General features: G+C 72.0%; 25 protein-coding genes. 13 read left to right on the top strand and 12 right to left on the bottom strand.

The window, feature by feature from the left end; genetic code table 11:
* Nucleotides 1–21 precede the first annotated feature (21 nt).
* On the top strand, nucleotides 22–978 hold the full coding sequence (locus ACN27J_RS27325; protein ID WP_421370593.1) for an ATP-binding cassette domain-containing protein: 957 nt from the start codon (nucleotides 22–24) through the stop codon (nucleotides 976–978).
* Entirely contained in the window at nucleotides 975–2582 is a 1608-nt protein-coding gene (locus ACN27J_RS27320; RefSeq protein WP_421370592.1) for an ABC transporter permease, read from the top strand. Before ACN27J_RS27325 ends, ACN27J_RS27320 begins: the two co-directional genes overlap by 4 nt.
* 13 nt (nucleotides 2583–2595) lie before the next feature.
* Here the strand turns inward: ACN27J_RS27320 and ACN27J_RS27315 are convergent, their stop codons facing one another.
* From ACN27J_RS27315 to ACN27J_RS27300, 4 genes are all read right to left on the bottom strand, one after another.
* Nucleotides 2596–3702: a sensor histidine kinase gene (locus ACN27J_RS27315; protein WP_421370590.1), complete on the bottom strand. Its 1107-nt coding sequence runs from the start codon at nucleotides 3700–3702 to the stop codon at nucleotides 2596–2598.
* Nucleotides 3695–4426: a response regulator transcription factor gene (locus ACN27J_RS27310; protein WP_421370588.1), complete on the bottom strand. Its 732-nt coding sequence runs from the start codon at nucleotides 4424–4426 to the stop codon at nucleotides 3695–3697. The genes ACN27J_RS27315 and ACN27J_RS27310 overlap by 8 nt, the downstream gene beginning before the upstream one ends.
* A 5-nt stretch (nucleotides 4427–4431) precedes the next feature.
* On the bottom strand, nucleotides 4432–5016 hold the full coding sequence (locus ACN27J_RS27305; protein ID WP_421370585.1) for a DM13 domain-containing protein: 585 nt from the start codon (nucleotides 5014–5016) through the stop codon (nucleotides 4432–4434).
* Nucleotides 5017–5096: 80 nt separating this feature from the next.
* Nucleotides 5097–5495 carry a hypothetical protein gene (locus ACN27J_RS27300; protein WP_421370583.1) on the bottom strand — a complete coding sequence of 133 codons (399 nt, stop codon included), beginning with the start codon at nucleotides 5493–5495 and terminating at the stop codon, nucleotides 5097–5099.
* Nucleotides 5496–5601: 106 nt separating this feature from the next.
* Here ACN27J_RS27300 and ACN27J_RS27295 point away from each other — a divergent pair, with 106 nt between their 5' ends.
* From ACN27J_RS27295 to ACN27J_RS27265, 7 genes are all read left to right on the top strand, one after another.
* Complete coding sequence (locus ACN27J_RS27295) at nucleotides 5602–6174, top strand: TetR/AcrR family transcriptional regulator (protein WP_421370580.1); 573 nt, start codon at nucleotides 5602–5604, stop codon at nucleotides 6172–6174.
* Nucleotides 6175–6242: 68 nt separating this feature from the next.
* Nucleotides 6243–7187, top strand: a complete 945-nt coding sequence (locus tag ACN27J_RS27290; protein ID WP_421370578.1) for an oxidoreductase — start codon at nucleotides 6243–6245, stop codon at nucleotides 7185–7187.
* A complete protein-coding gene (locus ACN27J_RS27285) occupies nucleotides 7184–7771 on the top strand; it encodes a TetR/AcrR family transcriptional regulator (RefSeq protein WP_421370576.1) in 588 nt (195 codons plus the stop codon). Before ACN27J_RS27290 ends, ACN27J_RS27285 begins: the two co-directional genes overlap by 4 nt.
* A gap of 2 nt (nucleotides 7772–7773) precedes the next feature.
* A complete protein-coding gene (locus ACN27J_RS27280) occupies nucleotides 7774–8685 on the top strand; it encodes an oxidoreductase (protein ID WP_421370574.1) in 912 nt (303 codons plus the stop codon).
* Nucleotides 8686–8774: 89 nt separating this feature from the next.
* Nucleotides 8775–11477: a LuxR C-terminal-related transcriptional regulator gene (locus ACN27J_RS27275; RefSeq protein ID WP_421370572.1), complete on the top strand. Its 2703-nt coding sequence runs from the start codon at nucleotides 8775–8777 to the stop codon at nucleotides 11475–11477.
* A gap of 178 nt (nucleotides 11478–11655) precedes the next feature.
* A complete protein-coding gene (locus ACN27J_RS27270; protein ID WP_421370570.1) occupies nucleotides 11656–12501 on the top strand; it encodes an LPXTG cell wall anchor domain-containing protein in 846 nt (281 codons plus the stop codon).
* Nucleotides 12498–13100 (top strand): hypothetical protein, encoded by a 603-nt coding sequence (locus tag ACN27J_RS27265; RefSeq protein WP_421370567.1) that lies wholly within the window; start codon nucleotides 12498–12500, stop codon nucleotides 13098–13100. The genes ACN27J_RS27270 and ACN27J_RS27265 overlap by 4 nt, the downstream gene beginning before the upstream one ends.
* Here ACN27J_RS27265 and ACN27J_RS27260 read toward each other — a convergent pair.
* A complete protein-coding gene (locus tag ACN27J_RS27260) occupies nucleotides 13065–13994 on the bottom strand; it encodes an SDR family NAD(P)-dependent oxidoreductase (RefSeq protein WP_421370565.1) in 930 nt (309 codons plus the stop codon). The genes ACN27J_RS27265 and ACN27J_RS27260 overlap by 36 nt on opposite strands.
* Before the next feature lie 62 nt (nucleotides 13995–14056).
* On the opposite strand from ACN27J_RS27260, the gene ACN27J_RS27255 reads away from it, so the two are divergent.
* Nucleotides 14057–14692, top strand: a complete 636-nt coding sequence (locus ACN27J_RS27255) for a winged helix-turn-helix transcriptional regulator (protein ID WP_421370563.1) — start codon at nucleotides 14057–14059, stop codon at nucleotides 14690–14692.
* Here the strand turns inward: ACN27J_RS27255 and ACN27J_RS27250 are convergent.
* The 3 genes from ACN27J_RS27250 to ACN27J_RS27240 form a co-directional block, all read right to left on the bottom strand.
* A complete protein-coding gene (locus tag ACN27J_RS27250) occupies nucleotides 14682–15530 on the bottom strand; it encodes a carbohydrate ABC transporter permease (RefSeq protein WP_421370561.1) in 849 nt (282 codons plus the stop codon). The two genes, ACN27J_RS27255 and ACN27J_RS27250, sit on opposite strands and share 11 nt — an antisense overlap.
* A complete protein-coding gene (locus tag ACN27J_RS27245; RefSeq protein WP_421372523.1) occupies nucleotides 15527–16480 on the bottom strand; it encodes a carbohydrate ABC transporter permease in 954 nt (317 codons plus the stop codon). The genes ACN27J_RS27250 and ACN27J_RS27245 overlap by 4 nt, the downstream gene beginning before the upstream one ends.
* Nucleotides 16481–16560: 80 nt before the next feature.
* A complete protein-coding gene (locus ACN27J_RS27240; protein ID WP_421370559.1) occupies nucleotides 16561–17835 on the bottom strand; it encodes an ABC transporter substrate-binding protein in 1275 nt (424 codons plus the stop codon).
* A 196-nt stretch (nucleotides 17836–18031) separates the two neighbouring features.
* Between ACN27J_RS27240 and ACN27J_RS27235 the strand changes: the two genes are divergently transcribed.
* Nucleotides 18032–18676: a LysE family transporter gene (locus ACN27J_RS27235; protein ID WP_421370557.1), complete on the top strand. Its 645-nt coding sequence runs from the start codon at nucleotides 18032–18034 to the stop codon at nucleotides 18674–18676.
* Between the two features lie 25 nt (nucleotides 18677–18701).
* Here ACN27J_RS27235 and ACN27J_RS27230 read toward each other — a convergent pair whose 3' ends face one another.
* The 4 genes from ACN27J_RS27230 to ACN27J_RS27215 form a co-directional block, all read right to left on the bottom strand.
* Complete coding sequence (locus ACN27J_RS27230) at nucleotides 18702–19634, bottom strand: methylenetetrahydrofolate reductase (protein ID WP_289209782.1); 933 nt, start codon at nucleotides 19632–19634, stop codon at nucleotides 18702–18704.
* 396 nt (nucleotides 19635–20030) lie between these two features.
* Nucleotides 20031–22241 (bottom strand): hypothetical protein, encoded by a 2211-nt coding sequence (locus tag ACN27J_RS27225; RefSeq protein WP_421370555.1) that lies wholly within the window; start codon nucleotides 22239–22241, stop codon nucleotides 20031–20033.
* Entirely contained in the window at nucleotides 22238–22516 is a 279-nt protein-coding gene (locus ACN27J_RS27220; protein ID WP_421372521.1) for a DivIVA domain-containing protein, read from the bottom strand. The genes ACN27J_RS27225 and ACN27J_RS27220 overlap by 4 nt, the downstream gene beginning before the upstream one ends.
* A gap of 303 nt (nucleotides 22517–22819) precedes the next feature.
* Nucleotides 22820–23029: a hypothetical protein gene (locus tag ACN27J_RS27215; protein ID WP_421370552.1), complete on the bottom strand. Its 210-nt coding sequence runs from the start codon at nucleotides 23027–23029 to the stop codon at nucleotides 22820–22822.
* Between the two features lie 116 nt (nucleotides 23030–23145).
* Here ACN27J_RS27215 and ACN27J_RS27210 point away from each other — a divergent pair, with 116 nt between their 5' ends.
* Together ACN27J_RS27210 and ACN27J_RS27205 are read left to right on the top strand one after the other, a co-directional pair.
* Nucleotides 23146–23334 (top strand): hypothetical protein, encoded by a 189-nt coding sequence (locus tag ACN27J_RS27210; RefSeq protein WP_281551496.1) that lies wholly within the window; start codon nucleotides 23146–23148, stop codon nucleotides 23332–23334.
* A gap of 149 nt (nucleotides 23335–23483) precedes the next feature.
* Nucleotides 23484–24845: a hypothetical protein gene (locus tag ACN27J_RS27205; RefSeq protein ID WP_421370550.1), complete on the top strand. Its 1362-nt coding sequence runs from the start codon at nucleotides 23484–23486 to the stop codon at nucleotides 24843–24845.
* Nucleotides 24846–24871 lie beyond the last annotated feature (26 nt).

The raw sequence follows: 24871 nt of genomic DNA, 5'->3' as shown, positions 1-24871 counted from the left end.
ACGCAACGTAGCTTTCTAGATATGGAAACAACGATCCAGGTCCAGGGCCTGACCAAGCGGTACGGCCGCAGCACCGCGCTGGACGGGCTCGACCTGAGCGTGGCGGCCGGCGAGGTGCACGGCTTCCTCGGCCCCAACGGTGCCGGCAAGACCAGCACCATCCGGGTGCTGCTCGGCCTGCTGAGGCCCGACGGCGGGCAGGTGTCGCTGCTCGGTGGCGACCCGTGGCGGGACGGGGTCGCCCTGCACCGTCGCCTCGCGTACGTGCCGGGCGACGTCAGCCTCTGGCCGAACCTGACCGGCGGTGAGGTGATCGACCTGCTTGGTCGACTGCGCGGCGGCCTCGACCGGCGCCGCCGGGCCGACCTGCTGGAGCGCTTCGCGCTGGACCCGACGAAGAAGTGCCGCAGCTACTCCAAGGGCAACCGACAGAAGGTGGCGCTGATCGCCGCCCTCGCCGCCGACGTGGAGCTACTGCTGCTCGACGAGCCCACCTCCGGGCTGGACCCGCTGATGGAGGCGGTGTTCCGCGACCGGGTCGCCGACGCCGCCCGGCAGGGCCGGACCGTCCTGCTGTCCAGCCACATCCTCGCCGAGGTCGAGGCGCTGTGCGACCGGGTCACCATCGTCCGCGACGGACGGACCGTGGAAAGTGGCACCCTCGCCGAGCTGCGGCATCTGACCCGTACCACGATCGTCGCCGACCTGCCGGCTGCGGCCGACGTCGGCGCGGAGCCTGGCGCGGAGCCGGCCGGACCGGCGGGCCCCAGTCCAGCCATCGCCGACCTGGCCGACCTGGCCGGGGTGCACGGGCTCAGTGTCGACGGGACCCGGCTGCGCTGCGAGGTCGAGCCGGCCGCGCTGCCCGAGGTGCTGCGCCGGCTGGCCGAGGCCGGCGTACGCGGGCTGGTCAGCCAGCCGCCCACGCTGGAGGAACTGTTCCTGCGGCACTACCACGGCACCGGAGCACGGCGGTGAACCCGCTGGCCGGCACCGGGCACCTGATCCGGCTGATCCTGCGCCGCGACCGGCTGGTCATGCCGCTGTGGATCATCTGGCTGTCGGTGATGCCGGCGAACTTCGCCGCCGCCTTCCCCGCCCTCTACCCCACCGCCGCCGAACGGTCGGCGTTCGCGCAGACCAGCAACGCCAACGCCGCGCTGGTCGCGTTGTACGGCCCGGTGCACACCGCCGACCTCGGCGGGCTGGTCGCCTGGCGGATCAGCATCGTCACCGTCATCGTGGCGCTGATCAGCCTGCTCACCGTCGTACGGCACACCCGTACCGAGGAGGAGGCCGGCCGGCGGGAACTGCTCGGCGCCGCCCCGATCGGCCGGTACGCCGGCCCGGCCGCGGCCCTCGTCGTCGTCTTCGCCGCCAACCTGCTGCTCGCCGCGGCGGTCGCCGCCGGGCTGGCCGGCCAAGGGCTGCCGGTCGCCGGGTCGGCCGCGCTGGGCGCCCAGTTCGCCGCGGCCGGTTGGCTCTTCGCCGCTGTCGGGGCGGTCGCCGCCCAACTCGCCACCACCGCCGCAGCGGCCCGGGGGATCGCCGCCGTCGGGCTCGGCGCCGCCGTGGCCGGCCGGGTCGTCGGTGACCTCAGCGCCCACACCGGCGGGCCGCTGGGCTGGCTGAGCGCGGTGTCACCGCTCGGCTGGGTGATGCGGCTGCGCCCGTACGCCGACGACGCCTGGTGGGTGCTCGGCCCGCACGCCGCCGCGACCGCCGGGCTGGTCGCCGTCGCGGCCGGGCTGCACGGCCGCCGGGACCTGGGGTCCGGGCTGCTGGCGGCCGGCACCGGGCCGGCGACCGGCGGACCCCGGCTGGCCGGCCCGGTCGCGCTGGCCTGGCGGCTGCACCGGGGGCCGCTGGCAAGCTGGACGGCCGGGTTCGCCCTCACCGGGGCGCTGCTTGGTGCGGTGGCCGGCGGTGTCGGCGACATGCTGACCGACAATCCCACGCTGCGTGACCTGTTCGCCCGGCTCGGCGGGGCCGCCGGCCTGGTTGATCTGTTCCTGGCCGCGATGCTCGGCCTGTTCGCTGTCGGGGCGGCCGGGTACGCGATCGCCGCCGTGGGCCGGCTGCGGGTCGAGGAGACCAGTGGTCGGGCCGAGCCGGTGCTCGCCGCACCGGTGTCCCGGTCCCGCTGGGCGGCCAGTCATCTGCTGTTCGCCCTGATCGGACCGGTCCTGCTGATGGCCGGTGCCGGGTCGACGATGGGTGCGGCGTACGGGCTGTCCGGCGGTGACGTCGGCCCGACGACGGCCCGGGTGCTGGTCGGTGCGTTCGCGACGCTGCCGGCGGTGTGGCTGCTCGCGGCGGTTGCGCTCGCCCTGGTCGGGCTGGTGCCCCGGCTGGCGATGGCCGGGTGGGCGGTGCTGGCGGCGGCGGTGGGGCTCGACCTGTTCGGTGCGCTGCTGCAACTTCCGCAGCCGCTTCGCGATCTCTCCCCGTTCACGCATCTGCCGAGCCTGCCGGGCGGGCAGGTGTCGGCCGTACCGCTGGTCGTCCTGGCACTGCTGGCCGCCGGGTCCGCCGCCGCCGGCATGATCGGGCTGCGGCGGCGGGACCTGCCGGTCGGCTGACCGTGCGCGAGGGTCAACCGGCGGCGGGCAGGTGGACGAGAAACCGGCAGCCAGGGCCGGCGTTGGCCACCTCGACCCGACCGCCGTGCGCCTCGACCAGGCCGCGCACGATCGCCAGGCCGAGCCCGCCGCCGGCCGGCGGCGGCTCGGGACGGGGCGGTCCGGCCCAACCGGACAGGTACGCCGGCCCGACCCGCGACCCCGCCCGGGGCGGGCCGGCGGGGGCGGGGCTGCGCGCCGTCTCGCCCCGGAACGCAACGTCGAACACCCTAGGCAGGTCCGCCTCGGGAATGCCGCCGCAGGTGTCGTGCACCGCCAGCCAGGCGGCGCCGCCGTCGCGGCCCGCACTGACCTGCACCACCCCGTCGTACGGGGTGAACCGGATCGCGTTGCGTAGCAGGTTGCCGATGATCCGGGCCAGTTCCGGCTCGCTGGCGGTGACCGACGGCCAGCCGCGTTCGGCGGCGACCAGCCGGATGCCCCGTGCCCGGGCCAGCGGCTCGGCCGACGCGAGGGCGTCGGAGACCACCTCGGCGAGGGGCACCCGGCGCAGCGACAGCCGCAACGCGCCGGCGTTGATCCGGGACAGTTCGAACAGGTCGTCGACGAGTTGGGTCATCCGGTCGGTCTCGGCGCGGATCCGCCGGTGGTAGTCGGCGACGGTGGCCCGGTCGGCGACGACGCCGTCCTCCAGCGCCTCGGCCATGGCCCGCAGCCCCGCCAACGGCGTCCGCAGGTCGTGCGACACCCAGGCGACCAGTTCCCGCCGGTTCGCCTCGGCCTGGCGTTCCCGCTGACGCAGCTGGTCGGCCCAGACCGCCTGCCGGGCCAGCCGGGCACCCAGCCACCAGCCGACGGCCAGGCTGACCGCTCCGGACGCGGCGAGCACCAGCAGCACCACGTCCCGGTCGTGGACGGACAGGAACATCGCCTGGGCCGCGCCGACGACGCCGGCGAGGACCGCCAGTACGGTGACGGTGAGCAGGACGGTCAGGTGCACGACGATGCTGTGCCGGCGCAGCAGCCGCAGCGCGACCGCGCCCGGCACACCGATCAGCAACGACGCGCCCAGCCCGATGGCGAACACGGCGAGAACGTCGCCGGTGGGCAGGTCAGGCATTGCCGGCCGCCGGTTCGTAGCGGTAGCCGACGCCCCAGACGGTGACGATCCGTCGGGGCCGCGCCGGATCCCGTTCGACCTTCTCCCGCAGCCGTCGCACGTGGACGGTCACGGTGGACTGGTCACCGAAGTTCCAGCCCCACACCTGGGCGAGCAGTTCCTCCCGGCGGAACGCCTTCGCCGGGTGGCGGACGAGGTGCAGCAGCAGGTCGAACTCACGGGTGGTCAGCGCGAGCTCGATGTCGCCGAGCCGGGCCGACCGCCGGCCGGTGTCCAGCGCGAGCTCGCCGTCGCGGACCACCGGAGGTTCACCGCCGACCGGGCCGGGGGGCGGCCCGGAGCGGCGGAGCACCGACTGCACCCGCAGCACCAGCTCCCGGGGCGAGAACGGCTTGGTGACGTAGTCGTCGGCACCGAGCTGCAGGCCGATCACCCGGTCGGCCTCCTCCCCGAGTGCGGTCAGCATGATCACGGGTACGCCGCTGGCCTGCCGCTGCAGCCGCCGGCACACCTCCAGGCCGTCCAACCCGGGCAGCATCAGGTCCAGTACCACCAGGTCGGGCCGGCACTGGTCGACCGCGGCCAGCGCGGCGACCCCGTCGGCGGCGCGGGTGACCTGGTAGCCGGCTCGTTCCAGGTACCGGCGGACCACATCGGACACGGTAGGGTCGTCGTCGACGACGAGCACCCGTAGGGACGGTCCGCCGGTGGTGGGCGCGACCATGGCTGTCAGGCGGCCAACTCGGCTGCCCCGAACGACACCGAGAAGCGTTTGCACCAGATGGAGACGCTGGTCAGGCTGGTCAGGTCGACGTCGGCGGGGATCTCGTACACCTGGTCACCCCGGTTGCCCTTGAGCCGGTCCAGCTCGGCCCACTGCCCGTCGTCGAAGACGAACCAGCCGTCGCGGCCGTCCAGCACCGGCTGGTCGGAGAGCCAGACCCGCAGGTCCGGGCCGTTGGAGGTGGCGAAGTCGCGGAACACGAGCTGACGGCGGCCGTCGGCCAACTGGACAACCTCGGCGGTGCCGCTCGTCTCGTGCTCGTGGGTGACGAACTCGCCGGAGGCCAGCAGCTGGTTGCCGGCCGGTGACGGGCTGGCCGGTGCGGCGCTGGGCGATGCGGACCCGGACGCGGCGGGGTCCGGTGCCGGGGTGCCGGTCGCCGCGATCTGCACCTGCGGCAGCGCCTCGTCGACCACGTCGTCGGTGAACAGTTTCCACGGCTGGTACCAGTAGCCGCCGAACGCGAGTCCGGCGGCGACGACGACGGCGACCAGCCAGCTCAACGGGTTGGCAAGGAGTCGTTTCCACACGCGGATCAGCCTACGGCGGCAGCGCCCGGCCGACCGTAGTTGATCTCTTGCAAAAGTCTTACGGTCGGCGTACCGGCAGGTCAGCTGGTTGCGACGGCGTACGCGAGCAGCAGCAGCGCGACGGTGAGCTGCCCCGCGCCGAGCACGGTCAGGGTGTTGCCGAACGACCACTGTCCGGGGCGGCCGATCCCGGCGTGCAGGAAGAAGCCGCCGGACTGGCTGATCGTGCCGGCGGCCAGCAACGCGCCAACCACCCAGGTGTACGGGTCGGACAGTCCGGCGCGGGCGGCGATGCTCAGTGCGGTCAGGGTCAGCACCAGCAGCACGCCGGCGTGGGCGTGGCCGGCCCGGAACAGCGACAGCTGGAAGTCGGTCAGTCTTCGGGCGGCGGCCAGCCGCAGCAACGAGTAGCCGCCGAACATCACCGTCGGGACGCTGACCAGCGCAATCACGGTCAGCCATCGGTCCGCCGTACTCATCAGAGGTTCTCCTCGGGGTCAGCGCCGCACGCGCCCGCCATCTTGTCATCGACAAGATAGCCGCTCCGGGTAGCATCTTGTCAACGACAAGATGAGGGGAGGCGTGATGCGGCAACAGCCGTACCACCACGGCGACCTGCGGCGGGCCCTGCTGACCGCCGCCGCCGAGGCGATCGCCGAATCCGGGGTGGCGGCGCTGAGCCTGCGCGACCTGGCCCGACGGGTGGGGGTCTCGCACGCCGCCCCGACGCACCACTTCGGCGACAAGACCGGCCTGCTCACCGCGATCGCCACCGAGGGTCTCGACCTGCTGGCGACCCAGTTGGAGGCGGCCGGCGGCGACATTCTCGCCGCAGGCCAGGCGTACGTGCGGTTCGCCGCGACCCACCGGGCGCACTTCGAGGTGATGTTCCAACCGAGCCTGCTGCACTTCGACGCGCCGGAGCTGACCGCCGCCCGGCAGCGGGCCGGCCGGGCGCTGCGGGCCAGCCTGGACGACGCCCGGGTGCCGGCCGGCGACCGGGACAACGCCCGCCTGGCGGCCTGGTCGATCGTGCACGGCTTCGCGACCCTGTGGCTGTCCGGGGCACTGCCGCACGACGCGGACGACGACCCGGCGACGCTCGCCGGCCCGGTGATCCGACTGCTCTTCGAGCCAACGCCTGACCGGCGAGCTTGACAGATTGAGCACACCACGTAAAGTTTGTCGCGGATGTCAAGTAGGCAACGGAGAAGCGAGGCGTCAGCGTGGCTGCATGGTCATTCGATGACATTCCCGACCAGACCGGCCGGGTCGCGGTGGTGACCGGGGCGAACACCGGCATCGGCTTCGAGACCGCCCGGATACTCGCCGCCAAAGGCGCACACGTGGTGCTGACGTACCGGGACAAGGGCAAGGGCGAAGCGGCGCTGGACCGGATTCGGGCCGGTCAGCCGGCCGGCGCGGTGACCGGGGCCGAGCTGGACCTGGCCGACCTCGACTCGGTCACCGCGTTTGCCGACGCCTACCGCGCCGACCACGACCGGCTCGACCTGCTGATCAACAACGCCGGCGTGATGGCACCGCCGCTGGGCCGCACCCGGCAGGGCTTCGAGCTGCAGTTCGGCACCAACCATCTCGGCCACTTCGCGCTCACCGGCGAACTGCTGCCGCTGCTCGACGCGGCACCGGCGGCCCGGGTGGTGACCGTCTCCAGCCTGGCCCACTGGACCGGCGGCGTCGACGTCGACGACCTGAACTGGCGGCAACGCCGCTACAAGCCGTGGGCCGCGTACGGGCAGAGCAAGCTCGCCAACCTGCTGTTCACCCTTGAACTGCAGCGCCGGCTGACCGAGGCCGGGTCGACCGTGCGGGCCGTCGCCGCCCACCCCGGCCTGACCTCGACCGAGATCGGCCGCCACCAGGGCCGGTCCACCGACGAGAGCCGGTCGCGGATCGAGCGGATGATTCGGATGCGACCACCGGCCGGGGCGCTGCCCAGCCTGCGCGCCGCGACCGACCCGCAGGCCGCCGCGGGCAGCTACTGGGGTCCGGCCCGCCGGTTCGGCACCTCCGGGCCACCCGCGCCGGCCCGCAGCTCCGCACGGGCCAAGGACACCGTCATGGCCAGCCGACTGTGGTCCGAGAGCGAACAGCTGACCGGAGTGGCGTACCCGTTCTCAGCACTGGGACGTACGGAGCGCCCGGCGTGACATCGAGCGCCACCCGGCGGGACGCCATCGCCGACGCCGCGATCGACGTGTTCATCCGGTACGGGTTCCGCAAGACCTCGATGGACGACCTGGCCCGCGCGGCCGACATCTCCCGGCAAGGGCTCTACCTGCACTTCAAGACCAAGGACGAGCTGTTCGTCGCCGCCGTGGACCGGATGGTGACCGGCGTGTGCGCGGCGACCGGAGCCGCGTTCGCCCGCGACGACCTCGACCCGCCGGGGCGGATCCTCGCCGCGTTCGAAGCGTGCCAGGGCCCATCGGTCGGGGCCGCGGTGCACGGCAACTTCGAGGAGCTGCTGACCACCGCGTCCACACTGCGCTGCTCGCTGGCCGAGCGGATCGAGCGCGGGCTGGTCGACGGGGTTGAGCAGGTCCTCGCCGACAGCGGGGTCGCCGACCGGTGGCGGGCCGCCGGCCTGTCCGCCCGGGACCTGGCCGAGCATCTGCACGCCGCCTCGTTCGGGTTGAAACACAAACTCTCCTCGGTCGACGAGTACCGGAGCGGAATGCGGACGGCCGTGACGATCGTGTTCGCCGGCGGCGAGGCCCTGGCCCGGGAGTGACGATGACACCGTGGACCTTCGGCGACATGCCGGACCAGAGCGGCCGGACCGCCGTCGTCACCGGCGCGAACTCCGGCATCGGTTTCGAGACCGCCCGGATGCTCGCCGCCCGGGGCGCCCGCGTGGTGCTCGCCTGCCGGGATGCCGGACGAGCCGGCACCGCAGCCGACCGGATCCGCGCCGAGCGGCCGGTCGGCACGGTGAGCTGCGCCCGGCTCGACCTGGCCGACCTCGACTCGGTGGCCGAGTTCGCCGAGGCGTACCGCGCCGACCATGACCGGCTCGACCTGCTGATCAACAACGCCGGGGTGATGCTGACCCCGTTGCGGCGCACCCGGCAGGGCTTCGAGCTGCAGTTCGGCACCAACCATCTCGGCCACTTCGCGCTCACCGGCCGGCTGCTGCCGCTGCTGCTGTCCACCGGCGTCGGCGCCCGGGTGGTCACCGTCGCCAGCAACGCCCACCGCGCCGGCCGGATCGACTTCACCGACCTGAACTGGCAGCGGCGTCGCTACCGGCGGTGGGCCGCGTACGGGCAGAGCAAACTCGCCAACCTGCTGTTCACCCTGGAACTGCAACGCCGGCTGGCCGGAGCCGGGTCGCCGGTGCTGGCCACCGCCGCCCATCCCGGGTGGACCGCCACCGACCTGGCCCGGCACACCGGTGGCTTCGTCACCGCCGTCGGCCGGCTGATCGCGATGACGCCACACGACGGGGCGTTGCCGACTCTGCGCGCCGCCACCGACCCGGCAGTCGACGGTGGCAGCTACTGGGGGCCGGGCCGACGGTTCGAGACGGTCGGCCCGCCGGTCGCGGCCGGCCGCAGCCCGGTGGCCGGCGACGCCGCCACCGCCGGCCGGCTGTGGGTGGAGAGCGAGAAGCTGACCGGTGTCGAGTTCCCGGTCGCCGAATAGCCGCAGCCGCTTGCGGCCGGGCCGCCGGGTCGGGCAGCAGCCGGCTGGTCCGGCGACCAGCGGTGGACGCCACCTGCGAACCTGACCCCATGAGTCGCGAGGCGGTGGACCAGCCGCCGATGGTGGGCCGGCAGGCCGAGTTGCGGGCGGTACGGGCCGCGCTGAGCAGCCCGCCGACGCACCGGCGCGGCGTACTGATCGCCGGGTCGGCCGGCGTCGGCAAGACCCGGCTCGCGCAGGAGGTCGCAGCCGGTCTGGCCGTCGCCGGCTGGCGACTGTTGCGGGCCCACGCCTCGGGTTCGGGCACCGGCCTGCCGCTGGCCGCGCTCGCCGGCCTGATCCCACCGCTGACACCTGCCATACCGCTGACACCCACCACGCCGTCACCGGCCACGCCGGTGCAGAGCGCGCTGGCCGGGCTCCGGGCAGCGGTCGGCGGGACCCGCAGCGTCCTGGTCATCGACGACGCGCACCTGCTCGACGAGGTTTCCGCCGCTGTCGTTCATCAGCTGGTGGCCGACGGCACGGTGCCGGTGCTCGTCACGGTACGCACCGACGCGCCCGCACCGGAGGCGGTGACAGCACTGTGGAAGGACGCCGGCGTACGCAGGGTCGATCTCGCGCCGCTGAGCCCGCCGCAGACCGAGGCGCTGGTGGCGGCCGTGCTGGGCGGGCCGGTGGAGGGCCGGACGCTGCGCCGGCTCAGGGACGCGGCCGCCGGCAACCCGCTGCTGTTGCGTGAGTTGATCACCTCGGCTCGGGAGGCCGGGCTGATCGACCGACCGGCCGGCATCTGGCGGCTGGCCGGGCCACTGGATGCGGCACCACGCCTCACCGAGCTGTTGGGCAGCCGGCTGACGGCCGCCGACCCGGCCGAACGCGACGCCCTGGAACTACTCGCCCTCAGTCAGCACCTGCCGCTGCCGGCCGCAGTCGCCGTAGCCGGGTCGGCGACGCTGGAAGTGCTGGAGCGGCGCGGCCTGGTCACCGTCGTCACCGTGGATGGGCAACAGATTGTCCAGCTCAGCCACCCGCTGTACGCCGAGATGCTGCGGGCCGCCACGCCGGAGCTGGCCCGGCTGCGGCACAGCCGCCGACTCGCCGACACGCTCGAAGCTGCCGGCCAATTGCATGGCGCAAACGTTATGCGGGTCGCGTTGTGGCGGCTCGACGGCGGTGGTGACATCGACGTCGACCTGATGTTGTCCGCCGCACGGGAAGCGGCGTACCTGCGGGAGTACGAGCTGGCCGCGCGGCTCGCCCAGCGGGCGTACGAGGCCGGCGGTGCGGTGGCCGCCGGGCTGGCGGCGGTACGCGCGCTGTTTCAGCTGGGCCGGCTCGACGAGGCGGTACGCCGCTGCGCCGAACTGAGCAGGTCGGCGGCCGCCGGGCCGGGGCACGGTGACGCCGAACGGACCCAGATCGCCATTCAGCTGGCGGTGATCCTGGTCCACGGTGCCGACGACGTGGCGGCCGCTCGCGCCGCTCTCGACGCCGTCGCGGCCACGGATCCGGGCTGTCGGGGGCAGCTCGACGCGGTCCGGCTGTACCTGCGGGCGTACCAACTCGACTGCTCCGTCGTGGCGCCGGCGCTGGCGTTGTTTCACACCGCCGGGTCGGTCGACCTGCGGTTGGCCGCGGCCGGCGCGGCCAGCTGCGGACTGCTGCTCGCCGGGCGGTTCGCCGAGGCCGACAAGCTGCTGGCGGACGTGGTCCCGGTGGCGCACCGGCACATCGGGCCCGGCCAGGTGCAGTCGGACGGCTTCCCGGCGGCCGTCGCGTCGCTGTTGGTCGATCTGCCGGACGTGGCGGGCGCGCTGGCCGCCGCCGAGTCGACGTACCAGGCCAGCTTGCAACCGCCAGACCGGGTCGGCCAGGCGCTCGCCGCGTTCTTCCTCGCCAAGATCGCGCTGCTGCGGGGCCGGCCGGCGACCGCGCTCCGCTGGGCGAACGAGGCGTACCTGGTCGCCGACGACGTCCAGCTGCGCGGGGTGCGCCGGTGGGCGGCCGGGCTGCGGCTGCAGGCCGCCGCCCAACTCGGCGACCTGACCACCGCTGGGCAGGCAGCCGCCGACCTGGACCGGTATCCCGGCGGGCCGCACGCGGTGCGACTGTTCGACATCGAACTCGCCCGGGGCCGGGCCTGGCTGGCCACGCTGAGCGGCGGCGACACCGACCATGGGCTGCGCCTGCTGGAGCAGGAAGTGGTCCGGCACGGGACGACCGGGGCCGTCGGAGCCGGCACCCTGGGAGCACTCGACCTGGTCCGGCTGGGCGGTGCCACCGTCGCCGTCCGGCTCCTCACCGACCATCCACCACCGCACGGGTGGGCGCTCGGGCGGGTCGTGGTCGACTACGCCACTGCAGCCGCCGACCGGGACGCCGCAGGTCTGTTGCGGGTCGCGCGGGACTTTTCCGGGTACGGCATGCCACTGCACGCGGCGGAGGCGGCGACGCTCGCGACGGCAGCCGCCGCGTCCGGTTCCAGGGATCGGGCCGGGGCCGGGGACGGGCGGGCGGCGGCCACGGCCCGCCTGCTCGCCGACCGGGAGCTGGCCCGGTGTGAACGGCCGACGACGCCGGCCCTGCGATGGGGTCGTCGACCGACCGCCGGGCTGACCGGCCGGGAGCGGGAGGTGGCGCTCGCGGCCGCCGATGGCGAGTCCACCAGGGAGATCGCCGCCCGGCTGCACCTGTCGGCCAGGACCGTGGAGAACCACCTGCACCGTGCGTACACCAAGCTGGGCGTCGCCGGTCGGGCCGAGTTGCGGGCAGCGCTGGCCGCCCGGTGAGGCGGCGCGCCGGGCGGCCGTGCTGAGTGTCCCGCGCGCCGAAATTGAGTAGGCCACCGCTCACGCCGGATCGGTCCGCGCCGTGCTGGACTGTGCCCGCTCTGCTCGATCAACATCGCCGCTCGGCCGCCGTCGTGGCTGCGGCCCCGGCTGCTTTCCCGGAAGAGATGGTCCTGTCATGCGTGTACGCCAGCTGATCCGCCAGCTGCCCGGCGTCGCCGGCGCCATCTCGGTGGTCGCCGCCGGGCTCGTGCTCGGGGTCGGCGCTCCGGCAGCGGCCGCCCCGCCGATGCTGGCGGTGGAAATGGTGTGCGGTGCGCTGGACGTACGGTGGACATCCGACCCACTGGACGACAGCGTGGAGCCGGTCGACACCGTGGTGCTGCGCAACGACGTCGTGGTGGAGGAGTTCACCATGGTCGGCAGCGGATTCCGCCGGTACGGTGCGGCCGGCGGCGACCTGTTCGTGATCCGGCGTGCGGGCGAACGGGACACCCCGCCGGTGCCGTTCCGGGCTCCGGACGGCTGCACCGACGCTCCCGAGCTCCAGGTGAGCGCCGACAACGGCTGCACCGGGCTGGAGTTGACGCTGGCCAACCGGGGCACCGGGTCCGTCGACGGTCTGCTGCTGGTCACGGCCGACACGTTCCCGGCAGGAGAGACCCTGGCACCGGTCCCGCCCGGCACCACCGAGCTTGCCTTCGCGCTGCCGGACGGCACCGCGTACCAGTTGATCACCGGGCCGTTCGCCCTCGACGCCCCGACCTGGATAACCGGAACGTACGCCCCGCCGGCGGATTGTGAGGCGCCGAGCCCGACCCCGACGCCCGGGGCGACCATGCCGGGCATGCCGACCGTGGCTGCGACGCCGGGCGGCGGGAGCGCGGGCGGCGAACTGCCGGTGACCGGAGCGGCCGGCATCGCGTACGTGGTCGGCGGTGTCGCCCTGGTCGCCGCAGGCCTGGCCCTACTCGCCGGGGTACGTCGGCGGCGCATCCGGTTCGTCAGTGGAGGTGACCGATGACTCCGACGGCTTTGAACCGCGTGTCCGGTGCCGGTCTGCTCGTGGCCATGCTCGCGGCGTGCGGCGGCGACCCCGCCGGCCCGGCAGCAGGTGAGGCGGTCCGGCCGGCTGGTGGGGACGCGCCGTCGGCGTCGGCCGGTTCCGCAGCGGCCGCGACGCCTGCCGCAGGCACCACCGCCGACGGGCCGGACTTCAGCGAACCGTGTGCCCTGCTGACCCGGCCGGAGCTGGCCACCGTCTTCGACGAGGTCCCGGAGCCGACCGGCACCGTTTACGGGGCGGGCTTCGCCGAATGCGTGTGGCAGGACCCGGCCGGGCAGCTCGTCCGGTTGAGTGTGGTGCCGCCGGAGAACCTGCAGGCCGACTACATCGACCAGCTCACCGCCCGCGACGGCGTGACCGGGCTGGGTGCCGGCTCGGTGACCTTCCCGGGAACGGTCGGCATCGGCGTGGCCAAGCGTGGCGGCGTCACTGCCGCGTTCACCGCCGCCGACACCGGGCTGCTGCTCGCGGTGAAGACCGGCGACGGTACGGACGAGACCGCTGACCTGATCCAGGTGACCCTACTCGGGCAGCGCATCCTGTCCCGCAGCCGCTGACCGGCTGTCGGTGCGGGTGGCGACGCAGGTCGCCTGGCTGAGCGCGGTGACGGTCTGGATGACCGCCGGGTCGGTGGCCCGCGCCTCCGGGCGCACCGGGGTGCCCTTCGGGCCGAGCACCGTACCGCTGGGCAGGTCGGCGGTGGCGGCGGTGATCGAACTACGGGCGGCGTCGGTCGCGCTGGTCCGGAACAGGTTGAGGTAGATCAGCGGGAAGGCCAGCCGGGCCGGCATCGGGAACAGGTCCGCGCGCATCGACCGGCCCATCTCGGTGGCGCTGGCTCCTGGGTCGGCGGCGAGCACCGCGACGCCGGTGCCGGCGAGCCGGTCGGCCAGGCCCATTGTGTACGCCAGGTTGGCCAGCTTGGCCCGCCCGTACGCGGAGAACCCGTAGTAGCGCCCGGCCACCTCGACCCGGTCCAGCGGGGTGCGGTCGGCGAGCCGGATCGCGCCCGAGGTGAGGTTGACGATCCGGCCGTGCCCGGCGGCAATCATGTCGTCGACCAGCAGCTCGGTGAGCAGGTAGCCGGAGAGGTGGCTCATCGCGAAGGTCGCCTCGATGCCGTCGACGGTGTGCCAGTGCTGCCGGTAGACCCCGCCGACGTTGTTGACCAGCAGGTCGACCGGGCCGGTGGCGCGAATGTCGTCGGCGAGGGCACGGACGGCGGACAGTGCGGAGAGGTCGGCCCGGATGAACCGGGCGGGAGCCGGACCGGCTGCGGAGCGGGAGCCCGTGGCGGCGGCGTTCAGCTGGTCGCGGGCGGCGTCGCCCCGGCGCTGGTCACGCCCGACGATGGTGACGGCGTAGCCGTGGGCGGCCAGGGCGCGGGCGGTGGCCAGGCCGATCCCACCGGTGCCGCCGGTGACCAGGGCCTGCTTCGTTGACTCTGTCATGACTTAAAAAATAGTACTAGCTATCAAGTTTTAACAAGCATGCCGCTGGATACAGTGACGACGTGCAGGTGGAGCAGGGCGTACTGCTGGCCGCCGTGGGCCGGCTCCGGGGCCGCTGGACGCTGCACATCGTGCACGCGCTGCTCGACGGACCGGCCGGCTTCAACGACCTGCGCCGGGCGATCCCGGCCGTCGGGCCGAGCACCCTGGCCCGCCGGCTCGGCGAACTGGAGGCGGCCGGCATCGTCAGCCGTACGGTGATCGACGCGAATCCGCCGGGGACCCGCTACGCGCTGACGTCGGCCGGGGCCGGGCTGCGCCCGGTGCTCGCCGAAATGGCGGCCTGGGCCGGCGACAGCACCGACCCGGACACCCGCCACCACCAGCTCGACGACCTGCTGGCGTTGATGCAGGAACGCTGGATGCTGGAGCTGCACTGCGCACTGCTGGTCGGGCCGCGCCGCTTCACCGACCTGGCCCGCGACACCGGCGTCAACCAGGTCACCCTCACCCAGCGCCTCGCCGACCTGGAGCAGCGCGGGCTGATCCAGCGGCTCGCCGACGGCAGCTACGCGTTCAGCGCCGTCGGCGAGGGCTTCCACCGGGTCGGCGAAGCCCTCGCCCGCTGGGCGGCGGCCACCTCGGGCACCGCCGCCGACCGGCCGGTCAGGGCACCAGGCCCCCTGGTCAGCCCTTGAACGCACCTTCCATGATTCCCTGCACCAGGCGTCGGCCGACGAAGACGAACAACACCAGCACCGGCAACGTGGCCAGGAACGAGCCGGACATGGCCAGGCCCAGGTCGATGTCCCGGTTGTTCTGCAGTGCCTTGATGGCGATCTGGACGGTGTACCGCTCCGGGGACTTCAGCACGATGAACGGCCACAGGAAGTCGTTCCAGGCGTTGACGAAGCCGAACAGGCCCAGGATCAACGCCGCCGGGCGGACCACCGGGAAGGCGATGCGCCAGAAGATCTGCCAGGTCGTCGCGCCGTCCACCCGGGCGGCGTTCATCAGCTCGTCGTTGACCACGTTGCCGATGTGCTGCCGCATCCAGAAGATGCCGAACGCGCTCACGAGCCCGGGGACGATCAACGCCTGGAGGGTGTCCACCCAGTTGAAGCGCGACATGATCAGGTACTGCGGCACGACCGAGAGCTGGGTCGGCACCGTCATCGTCAGCACGACGATCAGGAACAACGTGTTGCGGCCCCGGAAGGACAGTTTGGCGAAGGCGAACCCGGCCAGCGCACAGAGAAACGCCTGACCGACGCCGATCGAGGTGGCGACGACCAGGCTGTTCATCAGCGCCTGCACGAACGGCACGATCTCGAAGACCAGGCTGGCCAGGTGGAAGAAGTTGCCACCGGGCAGCACGTGCGGCGGCAGGCTGTACGCGGTGGCCGAGTCCGTGGTGGCCACCACGAACATCCAGTAGAGCGGAAACACGCTGAAGAACACCATGCCGCCCAGCGCCACGTACACGGCCGGGTGGATCCGGTTGGCGCTGCGTCGCCGGTGCGGTGCGGGATTCATGGGCGCTCCGAGCGGATCCGGGTGACCAGGAGGTAGTTGATCGCGGAGATGATCACGACCAGCACGAAGAGCGCGACGCCGATGGCCGCGCCGTAGCCGAAGTGGAAGCGACCGAAGGCCTGCTCGTAGAGGAACAGGGTGAGGGTCTGACACTGCCGCGCCGCGCCGCAGGTGAGTCCACCCACCGGGTTGGCCAGCAGCGGCTCGGTGAAGATCTGCAGCCCGCCGATCGTCGAGGTGATGACGGTGAACACGATGATCGGCCGCAGCGAGGGAACGGTGATGTGCCGGAACTGCTTCCAGCCGTTGGCGCCGTCCACGGCGGCGGCCTCGTACAGGTCGCGGGGAACCGCCTGAAGTGAGGCGAGGTACAGCAGGGTGTTGTAGCCGGTCCACCGCCAGGCGACCATCACCGCGATCATGAAGTGGCTGCCCCACAGCGACGCGGTGAAGTCGATGTGCTCGAATCCCAGCAGCCCGAGGAGCCAGTTGAGCATGCCGTAGTCGCGGTCGAACAGCTGGGCGAAGACGATGGTCGTCGCGGCCACCGAGGTCACGTAGGGAACCAGCATCGACATCCGGAACATGGTGGCCGCCCGCAGCCGTGCGTGGTTGAGCACGTGCGCCATGCCGAGCGCGATCAGCAGCTGGGGAACGGTCGACAGCACCCAGATGCTGAACGTGTTGCGCAGCGCACCCCAGAACCGTGGGTCGTCGACGAGATCGGAGAAGTTCTTCAGCCCCACGTAGCTGCGTTCGCCGATCGGGTTCCAGTCAAACAGGGCGATGTAGAACGTGAACAGCAGCGGGAAGAGCCCGAAGATGAAGAAGAGCAGAAAGAACGGCGCGATGTACGCGTACGGCGCCAGTCGCTCCCGTACGCCCTGCTGGATCTGACGGGACCGGGTCGGCCGGCCGGTGTCCTTGCGGGCCGTGGCCGGGCTGAGCATCGTGGTCACAGCGCTCACCTTCCGCACGTGCGGCGGCCGGCTGGAGGCTCCCGGCCGGCCGCCGCAGGTCAGTCGTCTGCTCAGCCGCGGAGGGCGTTCCTGACGTTGGTCAACGCGGTGTCCCACGCTTCGTCGGGCTCGACCTGGCCCTGCTCCACGCTGGTGAGCGTGTTGAGCAGCTCGGTGCCGATGGTGGCGTCGTCGGGGCCGATGTAGAACGGCTCGATGTTCACCACGGATTCGGTGTAGATCTGGCCGATCGGCGCGTCGGAGAAGAACGGGTCGGTCTTCGCGAGCAGCTGCGGGTCGGTGTAGACCGACGGCGTGGTCGGCAGCGCCCCGTGCTCCAGGAAGTGCGCGAGCTGGCCCTCGGGCGACTGCATCGTGGCGATGTAGTCCCAGGCCGCTGCCGGGTTCTTCGCCCGCGCCGGGATGGCGAGGTAGCTACCGCCCCAGTTCCCGGAACCACCGGGGATGGTGGCGACGTCCCATTTTCCGGCGCTGTCCGGGGCGTTGGTCTTGATTGCGTTGAGCATCCAGGACGGTGCCGACATCACCGCGAAGTCGCCCTTGCTCATGCCGGCGGTCCACGCCGGCGTCCAGGAGGCGATCCGACCGGAGATGCCCGCCTCGTACATCCGCAACGTCAGGTCGAACGCCTCCTTGACCTGTGGATTCTTGTCGTACGACAGTTCGCGGTTCTCGTCGTAGTAGCGTTCCGCGCCCTGGTTGACCGCCTGGAAGAAGATGCTCGTCGGGGTGTTGTCCAGGAATGGCTTGCCGGTAGCCGCGACGTACTGCTCGCCGACCGCCAGGAACGCGTCCCAGGTCGGCCACAGCTCGGAGACCTCGTCCCGGTCGGTGGGCAGGCCGGCGGCGGCGAACAGGTCGGTCCGGTACGCGATCGCCATGCCGCCGACGTCCGTCGGTATTCCGATGACCTTGCCGTCCTCGGTGGTCGACTGGGAGATGACCCAGTCGAGGTAGTCACCGGTCATCTGGTCGGCGCCGAGCGTGGTCAGGTCGACGAAGTTCTCCGGGGCCTGCATGAACTTCGGCATGTTGTCGCCCTGGATCAGCACCAGGTCGGGCACCTTGCCACCGGCCAGTGCGGCGGTGAGCGCCTGGGCCGTTTCGCTGGTGTCGCCCACCTCGGTGAGCTTGACCTCGATGTCCGGATGGTCGCTGGTGTACGCATCGACGGATGCCTGCTGGTTGATCCCGGTGAACGACCAGAACTCGAAGGTGTTCGGGTCGGACGATCCGGAACTGCCTGACCCTGGCGTACAGCCGGCGGTCAGGATCATGGCCGTCGCCGCAGCGACGGCGGTGGCGGTGATGATGACGCGCTTCAAGCGGCCCTCCATACGGTGGTCGTCGACTGCCGCGGCTTCAGCGATTGTCAGGATCACCCCTACGCGCAAGACATTGACGAGCGTTAACATCTCCAGACCGGGAGTGACGGTAGTCAATGCAATGGGTGCCGTCAACCGGACGAGGGCGCAAAAAAACTGGTTGTCGCCGGATCCGGCGGGTCGGCATAGTCCTGCCGTGATCGACGCGCTGACCTCCGGACTACTCGCCGGCTACGGCATCGCGATCCCGGTCGGCGCGATCGGGGTCCTGATAGTCACCCTTGCCGCCCAGGTGTCGCTGCGCCACGGTGCGGCCGCCGGGCTCGGCACCGCCACCGCCGACGGGCTGTACGCCGTCGCCGCCGTGGTCAGTGGCGCGGCGATCGCCCGGCTGCTCCAACCGGCAATCGGCGTCCTGCGGGCCGCCGCCGCCGTGGTGCTCGTCGCGATCGCCGTACGGGGAATCCTCACCGCAGTGCGGGCCCGTCACGCGGCGGCCGACGCGACGCAGCCGGTGCCGACCGGGTCGGCCGCCCGGACGTACGCCGCCTTCGTCGGTTTGACGCTGCTGAACCCGATGACCATCGTCTACTTCGCTGCCCTCGTGGTCGGCTACCAAGGGCACACGGCGGATTCGGCCGATGGTCGAGTGCTCGTCGGCACGGTGTTCGTCGTGGCGGCGTTCGTCGCCTCGGCGAGTTGGCAACTGCTGCTGGCCACCGGTGGCGCGATCCTCGGCCGCACGCTCGCCAGCCAGCGCGGCCGGCTGATCACCGCCCTGGTCGGCAACGGCATCATCGCCCTGCTCGCCATCCGCCTCGCCTGGCAGGCGGTCAGCTAGGTCCGGTAATCGGTCAGTTGAGTCGTCAACGGTTCCGGTCGAGCATCGCCCGCAGTTCAGTCGCGAGGGAGACCGCGGCCTCGATCTCGACCTTGCGGATCGACACGCTCTCCACGTGGAAGCCGAACGGCAACCCGAGACGGCGGCAGAAGTCGAGCAGGTCACTCGCGTTGCGCAGGCACTGGGCGTACGACTCGGCGAGTGGGTCATCGGCGCGCCGCAGCGCGTTCTCCAGCCAGCGGGGAACGTCGACGCCGAGCCACTGGAGAAACGACAACGTCTTGAGCGACCCACACACCGACATGGTCAACACGACCGTACGCGGCGCCACACCTCGATCGAGGCACGCGTAGTAGTAATCCGACAACATGCTCTTGGTCGCATCGACGTCGTAGACGACCTGGGAGATGAAGAACGCGCAGCCCTGCTCCTGCTTGGCCAACATGCGCAGGTGCTCGTCGCGGCCACGGGTGTACCGCTCGGTGATGGTCACCGCGCCGGCGAATAGATCCGGCCGAGTCTCACGGCGTACCTCGTGCGCCCGGGTCAGGCTGGTGTGCACCGGCTTGTCGCGCGACGACGAGCCGACGAAGACCGCGCCGACCTGGTCGGTGTCCGCCGACGTCAACCACGACCGCAACTGCGACTCCTGGTACTTCCCGACGCAGCGGTAGATGATCACCGGACGTCGCCAGGCACCGAGGTGTTCGGCGTGGAACTCCGCCGGGTCGGCGGTCGGCAGGTACGGGAACGGCCGTTCGTCCGGGTTACGGTCCGCCTCGTCGTCGATGTCGTAGAGCACCAGGGCGTCGAGGTCGAGCGGCGCGAGCCGATCCAGGGTGACCTGGGCGATCTCGCGCATCCGCTCTGGTGCGGCGTCGCGACGCGGCGGGGTGATGCCGAACAGCAGCAGCCCGTCCGACCCTCCGCCGAACAGCGAGTGGGGTGTGTGGGCCATGTCGGCGAGAATATCGACCGGCGATCGGCCCTCAACGACGGAGAGCACCTGGATGACGTCTCGCACCCGGGCCGGGTAATCACGAAGCATCGACTTCCCCGGCTGGAGTGCTTCGAACTCCTCGCCGTCCACCACCTTGATCCATTGAACGCCGGTGTCCGACCGGTTCTGCGCCGTCCAACCCTGCGTGCGGAGGTAAAAGGCAAGCTCCGCTGGCGACCGTGCGGCCAGTGCAGCACGGTCGGGTACCTGTGCATCGATCACTTGGGCATTCTCCGTGCCTGGGAGGCTGCGCTCGGCTGAACCACCTCGTCGATGTGAGGCTGAGATACCGAATGATTGCGGCGTAGGGTATCTCAGCCTCACATCGGCGCAGACTCCCGGCGGTGTGGATCGTCAGGTGGTGGGTGGGCGCAGACGCAGGGCGGCGACGGCGGCGGGCAGGTCGGTGGCGGTGGCGACCCGGCGGGTGGTCTCGGGACCTTCACGTACGTGCACCTCGCAGCGGGACGCGGCGAGCGAGACGATCACCGTCTCGCCGGCGTAGTACCCCGCGAGCAACGACAGCAACGGCACCAGGTCGGCAGGCGCCGCCCAGTCGCCGGGGTCGCCGTCGGCTGCCGGCGTCGGCACATCCTGCGGTACGCATTGCGGCACGTTCTGCGGTACGGCGATCGCGGTCGACGGATCGGCCGGCACCGCCGAGCGGGTGGCGCCGCACACGTACTCGACGGCCTGGGCGAGCGCGTGCCCGAGGGTGGGCCGGTGCGGGTAGGCCCGCAAGCCGATCGCGGCACCGGGCGCGGCGAAGTACGCACCCCACGACACCCCCTGCATGCGGTACGGCGTACCGGCGTCGTTGCGGTGGTCGGCGACGGTTACGACCAGCGCGAGCCCCAGCCCGTACGCCAACGCGAGCACCCGCGCCAGCGGCGGCGCGTCGGGCTCGGCGGCGTGCAGCAGCACCCGGCCGCCGGGGTGCCCGTTGGCGACGTTCGCCAGGTACGCGGTCAGCGGGTCCTGCCCAGGGTGGTCGAGGGTGACGTAGCCGTACCACAGCTCCTGCACCAGCAGGATCTCGTACTCGTCGAGCGGCGCGAGCTGGTCCGGGCCGATCGGCTGGCCGCGTACCACCAGGTCGCCGACGTGGAACGGGAGCCGGAACTGCGGCGGCACCTGGTGGATGGGTTTGCCGCCCGGCTGGCTGCCGATCCGCGGCACCACGGCGGTGGCTTCGTCGGGCAGTGCCCAGTTGAGGTGGCGGGCCCAGTGCTGCCCGTCGGTGACGGTGACGACGGCACCGTGCCGGATGCGCAGCGTGTCGCCGCAGCTGAAGCAGCGGCTGAGGCCGGCGGCGTACCGGCCGCTGCGCCCGGCACCGCCGCAGTAGCGGCACTCCGGGTCGGCGGCGGGCGCGCCGACGGTGCAGACGCAGCGGCGCAACCCCTGCTCCGGTACGCAGTACGGGCAGGGTTCGGACGGGATCGCCGGCCCCTGCCAGCTGGGCGGCGGCGGCTGCCACGCTCGGGCGAGCTTGTCGACCGTACGCCGGGAAATCTGTCCGGTGGTGCGTTCGGTGAGTTCCTCGACGACGGCGACCACCCGCAGGCTGGTGTGCCACCAGCGGCCGTCGCGCCAGATGGCCTGCGCGCCGGGGGTGGCCTCGCCGGTGCCGAGTGCGGTGCAGTCGGCGATCATGCGGCGTTCGAGCTGGTCGAGGTCGAGTTTCGGCGGCCCGATCGGCGGGCCGGGTCGGCCGGGGCGCAGGTAGTGGTCGGGTACGTCGACACCACGGTCGCCGATGCCGGTGGCAAGGCGGGTGGCGTCGGCGGCGACGATCGCCGCGTCGAGGCTGTCGGAGCTGCCGACGCCGCTGGCGAACGCGTCGCCGACGCCGGTGTCGGGCAGTTCGAGGCGCAGCTGCCAGCCGTAGCGGTCGTCGCCGTACGGGTCGGGCCGGGTTTCGACGACCAGGTCGAGGCAGAGCAGTTCGGCGAGGGCGCAGAGTTGGCCGAGGTGGCGGGCCGGGTCGGGGCGGTCCGGCGGGGCGGTCCTGCCGAGCCAGAGCTGCCACGGGTGGTACGTGTAGTTGGCGATCGCCGCCGCTTCCAGGGCGTGCCGCCGTGCCTGCGGCAGGTCGGGTCGCCAGTCGCGGGGCAGCACCAGCCCGCCGACGAGGAGATTCCGCTCGGGAGTGTCCGGGTCGTACAGGTGGTCGGCGCCGACCCGGCCGGCCAGTTCGGTGACGACGGTGTCGAGGTCGAGCCACCAGCGGCCGGCGCGGTGCACCGGGTCGAGCGCGCCGGGCACGATGTTGACGGAGGCGACGGCGGCGGTGTCGGCGTTGGCGACGGTGTAGACGAGCTGGGCGCGGCGGCGGCCAAGCCCGGCGCAGCGGTCGCAGGTCACGCAGTTCGTGCCGGTACCGAGACAGACCTGACAGTCGCGGTACGCCGTACCGCCCGGGTTGCCGGCGGTCAACTGGTCGTCGTCGACGATGAGCTGGTCGCCGTACCAGGTGCAGCTGCACCGGTGGGAGGTGACGCCACCGCCGTCGCAGGTCGTGCAGTCGACGACGGTGACGCCGGAGTTGTCGGGCTCGGTCACCGGACGGCGGCCTGGTTCATTGCGGACTGGTTGATCGCGGCCTGGGTGATCGCGGCCTGGGTGGACTGCCAGCGGCGCAGCGCGTCCTTGATCCGGTTGTTCTGCTCCCAGGTGCGGTCGAGTTCGGCGTAGAGGACGCCGAGGTCGTAGGCGACGCGGTCGAGGAACGCGCCGACTTCGACCGGGTCGAGGCCGCGGGCCGTGACGCCGACCGGCCGGAACCGTTGGTTGCGCACCTGCCAGGGCCGGATCGGCCGGCCCGCCGCCGAGCGCATGTTGGTGCCGGGCACCCGGTGGACGCCGGGGTCGCCGCCGGCCGGCCAGCGGCTGGGCGGGGTGGACGCCATCCGCCGGCGTCCCCAGCGGACCCGCATCCGTTGCCACATCCTTCGCATGATCAGTGCTCCTCCCCTGTGTGGTGCGGTGATTGCTTTGGTGGTGTGTCTGGTGGATGGGGGTGGCCCTGCCCCTTGCCGACTCGGGCGGGGCCACCCCCGCCCCGATCACCGCAGCCCTCCTTGGCGGTACGGCGACCGGGGCAGACCTTGGTTCCGCCGCGTGAGCTGCGGAGATCCGGATCAGGCGCAGTCGCCGAGGTCGGGGTGCGCGCTGCCCGGCCCGGTCGCGCTTCGGGCAGCGGTACGGGTCCGGACGTCGGCGGCACCGCGCCGGGCGTCGGGCATGAGCACCGGCGGCGGTACGTCGACAGGCACCTGCCGGGGGCCGGTTCCCGGCTCGTCCCAGTCCGACCCACACGACCGCCACCGGTCGTCATCCATCTGCGTCACGGTCGACTCCCCTCCTCTGAAGATGTGCGCGACTGAGAATCACCCATCCCCCTTACGGGTGTCAAGTGCGTCAAGTTGACGGGGCTGCTAGTCGTAACCTCCGTACGTTCGTTGACATGCGGTTGGCCGGGATGTCCGAGATCCAGCAGATGCTCGGTGGCGTCTCCCGCCAGCGGGCATCCGAGATCGTCAACCGTCCGTCGTTCCCCGCACCGCTGGATGTTCTCGCCACCGGCCGCATCTGGTCCCGCGACGCGGTCGCCGAGTGGATTCGCATCCACCGACCAACGCAACGCGAGGACTGAGATCCCCTCGTCACGTCAGAGACAACTGGACGACCGCCCTCGCCGGCACCATGTGAACACCCGTGTGAAATTCGAGCCTTCGTGTGGCCATATGCAGTGTCGATGCCTGACCAGTACCGTCCAAGGTAGTCACTTGGGAGGGGTGCTCCGTGAACGGATCGAACGATGCACTGGCCGCGCTCATCACCGAGGCGGGCTTCTCGTGGGCCGGGCTGGCCCGGCGGGTCAACGATCTCGGTGCCGACGAAGGTCTCGCGCTCCGCTACGACTACACGGCGGTCCACCGGTGGGTGAAGCGTGGCGAACGTCCGCGACCACCGGTGCCGACGCTGCTGGCACGGGCGCTCAGTGAACGTCTGCGTCGCCGGATCACCCCGGCAGACTTCGGCATGACCGACGAGGAAACTCTTGCCGCTCGCGGCCTGCAGTACGCCGACCATCCGCGTACCACCGTCGACACGATCATCGACCTGGGCAAGGCCGACGTCGCCCGCCGCAACATCGTCAAGGCACCGTTCGTACTCGCCGCACTCGGCGCACCGAGCCGTGACTGGCTGCTCGCCACCCTCGACGAAACATCGACGGAGCGCGGCCCCCGGCAGATCGGGATGCGGCAGGTGGCCGGCATCCGGGAGATGTTCGCCCTCTTCCAGGAGCTGGACGTGATGCGCGGCGGCGGCCACGCCCGCACCGCCCTCGTCGAGTACATGCAGAGCTACGTACTGCCACTACTCAAGCGGGAGCACGAGCCGGACGTCCAGCAGGCGCTCTACGAGGCAGCCGCCGAGCAGTCGTACCTCGTCGGGTGGATGGCCTACGACGACGGCGAACACGGGCTCGCCCAGCGCTACCTCATCCAGGCGCTCCGGCTCGCCCAAGCCGCCAACCACTCCGCGCTCGGCGCGCACGTCCTCGCCGGCATGTCCGACCAGGCCAACCTGCTCGGTCACCCCCGCGAAGCACTCATGCTCGCCCGTGCCGGTCGCCGCGGACTCGCCGACGGCGACGCCCCCGCCTGCCTCGCCGACCTGCACATCCTCGAAGCCCGCGCCCTCGCGGCACTCGGCGAATCGGCACCGGCAGCAGCTGCCGTGGCCAAGGCCGAACAGACATTCGCCCGCGTCGACCACGACGACGAACCCGTCTGGGCCAGATTCATCGACACCCCATACCTGTACGGCGAAGCCGCCCACTGCTTCCGCGACCTCGGGCAGCCCGACGACACCGAACGCTTCGCCACCGAATCCGCCGAACGTGCCCATCAGCAGGGCCGCGCCCGCCGCGCCGCCCTAAGCCACGCTGCCCTGGCCACCGCCGACCTCGACCGCTCGGACGTCGAAGCCGCCGCCACCCGCGCCGCTCATGTCGTCGAACTGGCTGCCTCCGTCAACTCGTCCCGCACCATCGGAACTGTCCGAGACCTGCAACACCGTCTGAAGCCGTACGCCACCCTCCCCGAGGTACGCCACTTCACCACCCGCGCCACCGAACTCCTCGGCCTCGCCGCCTGACCAAAGCGGCTGAAGCTGTCCTCAGC

It is taken from the genome of Solwaraspora sp. WMMB762 (genome assembly GCF_049179115.1).
Classification (GTDB): Bacteria; Actinomycetota; Actinomycetes; order Mycobacteriales; family Micromonosporaceae; genus Micromonospora_E.
Note: the sequence above shows the minus strand (reverse complement) of the source record. Positions and strands in the feature narration are given on the sequence as shown.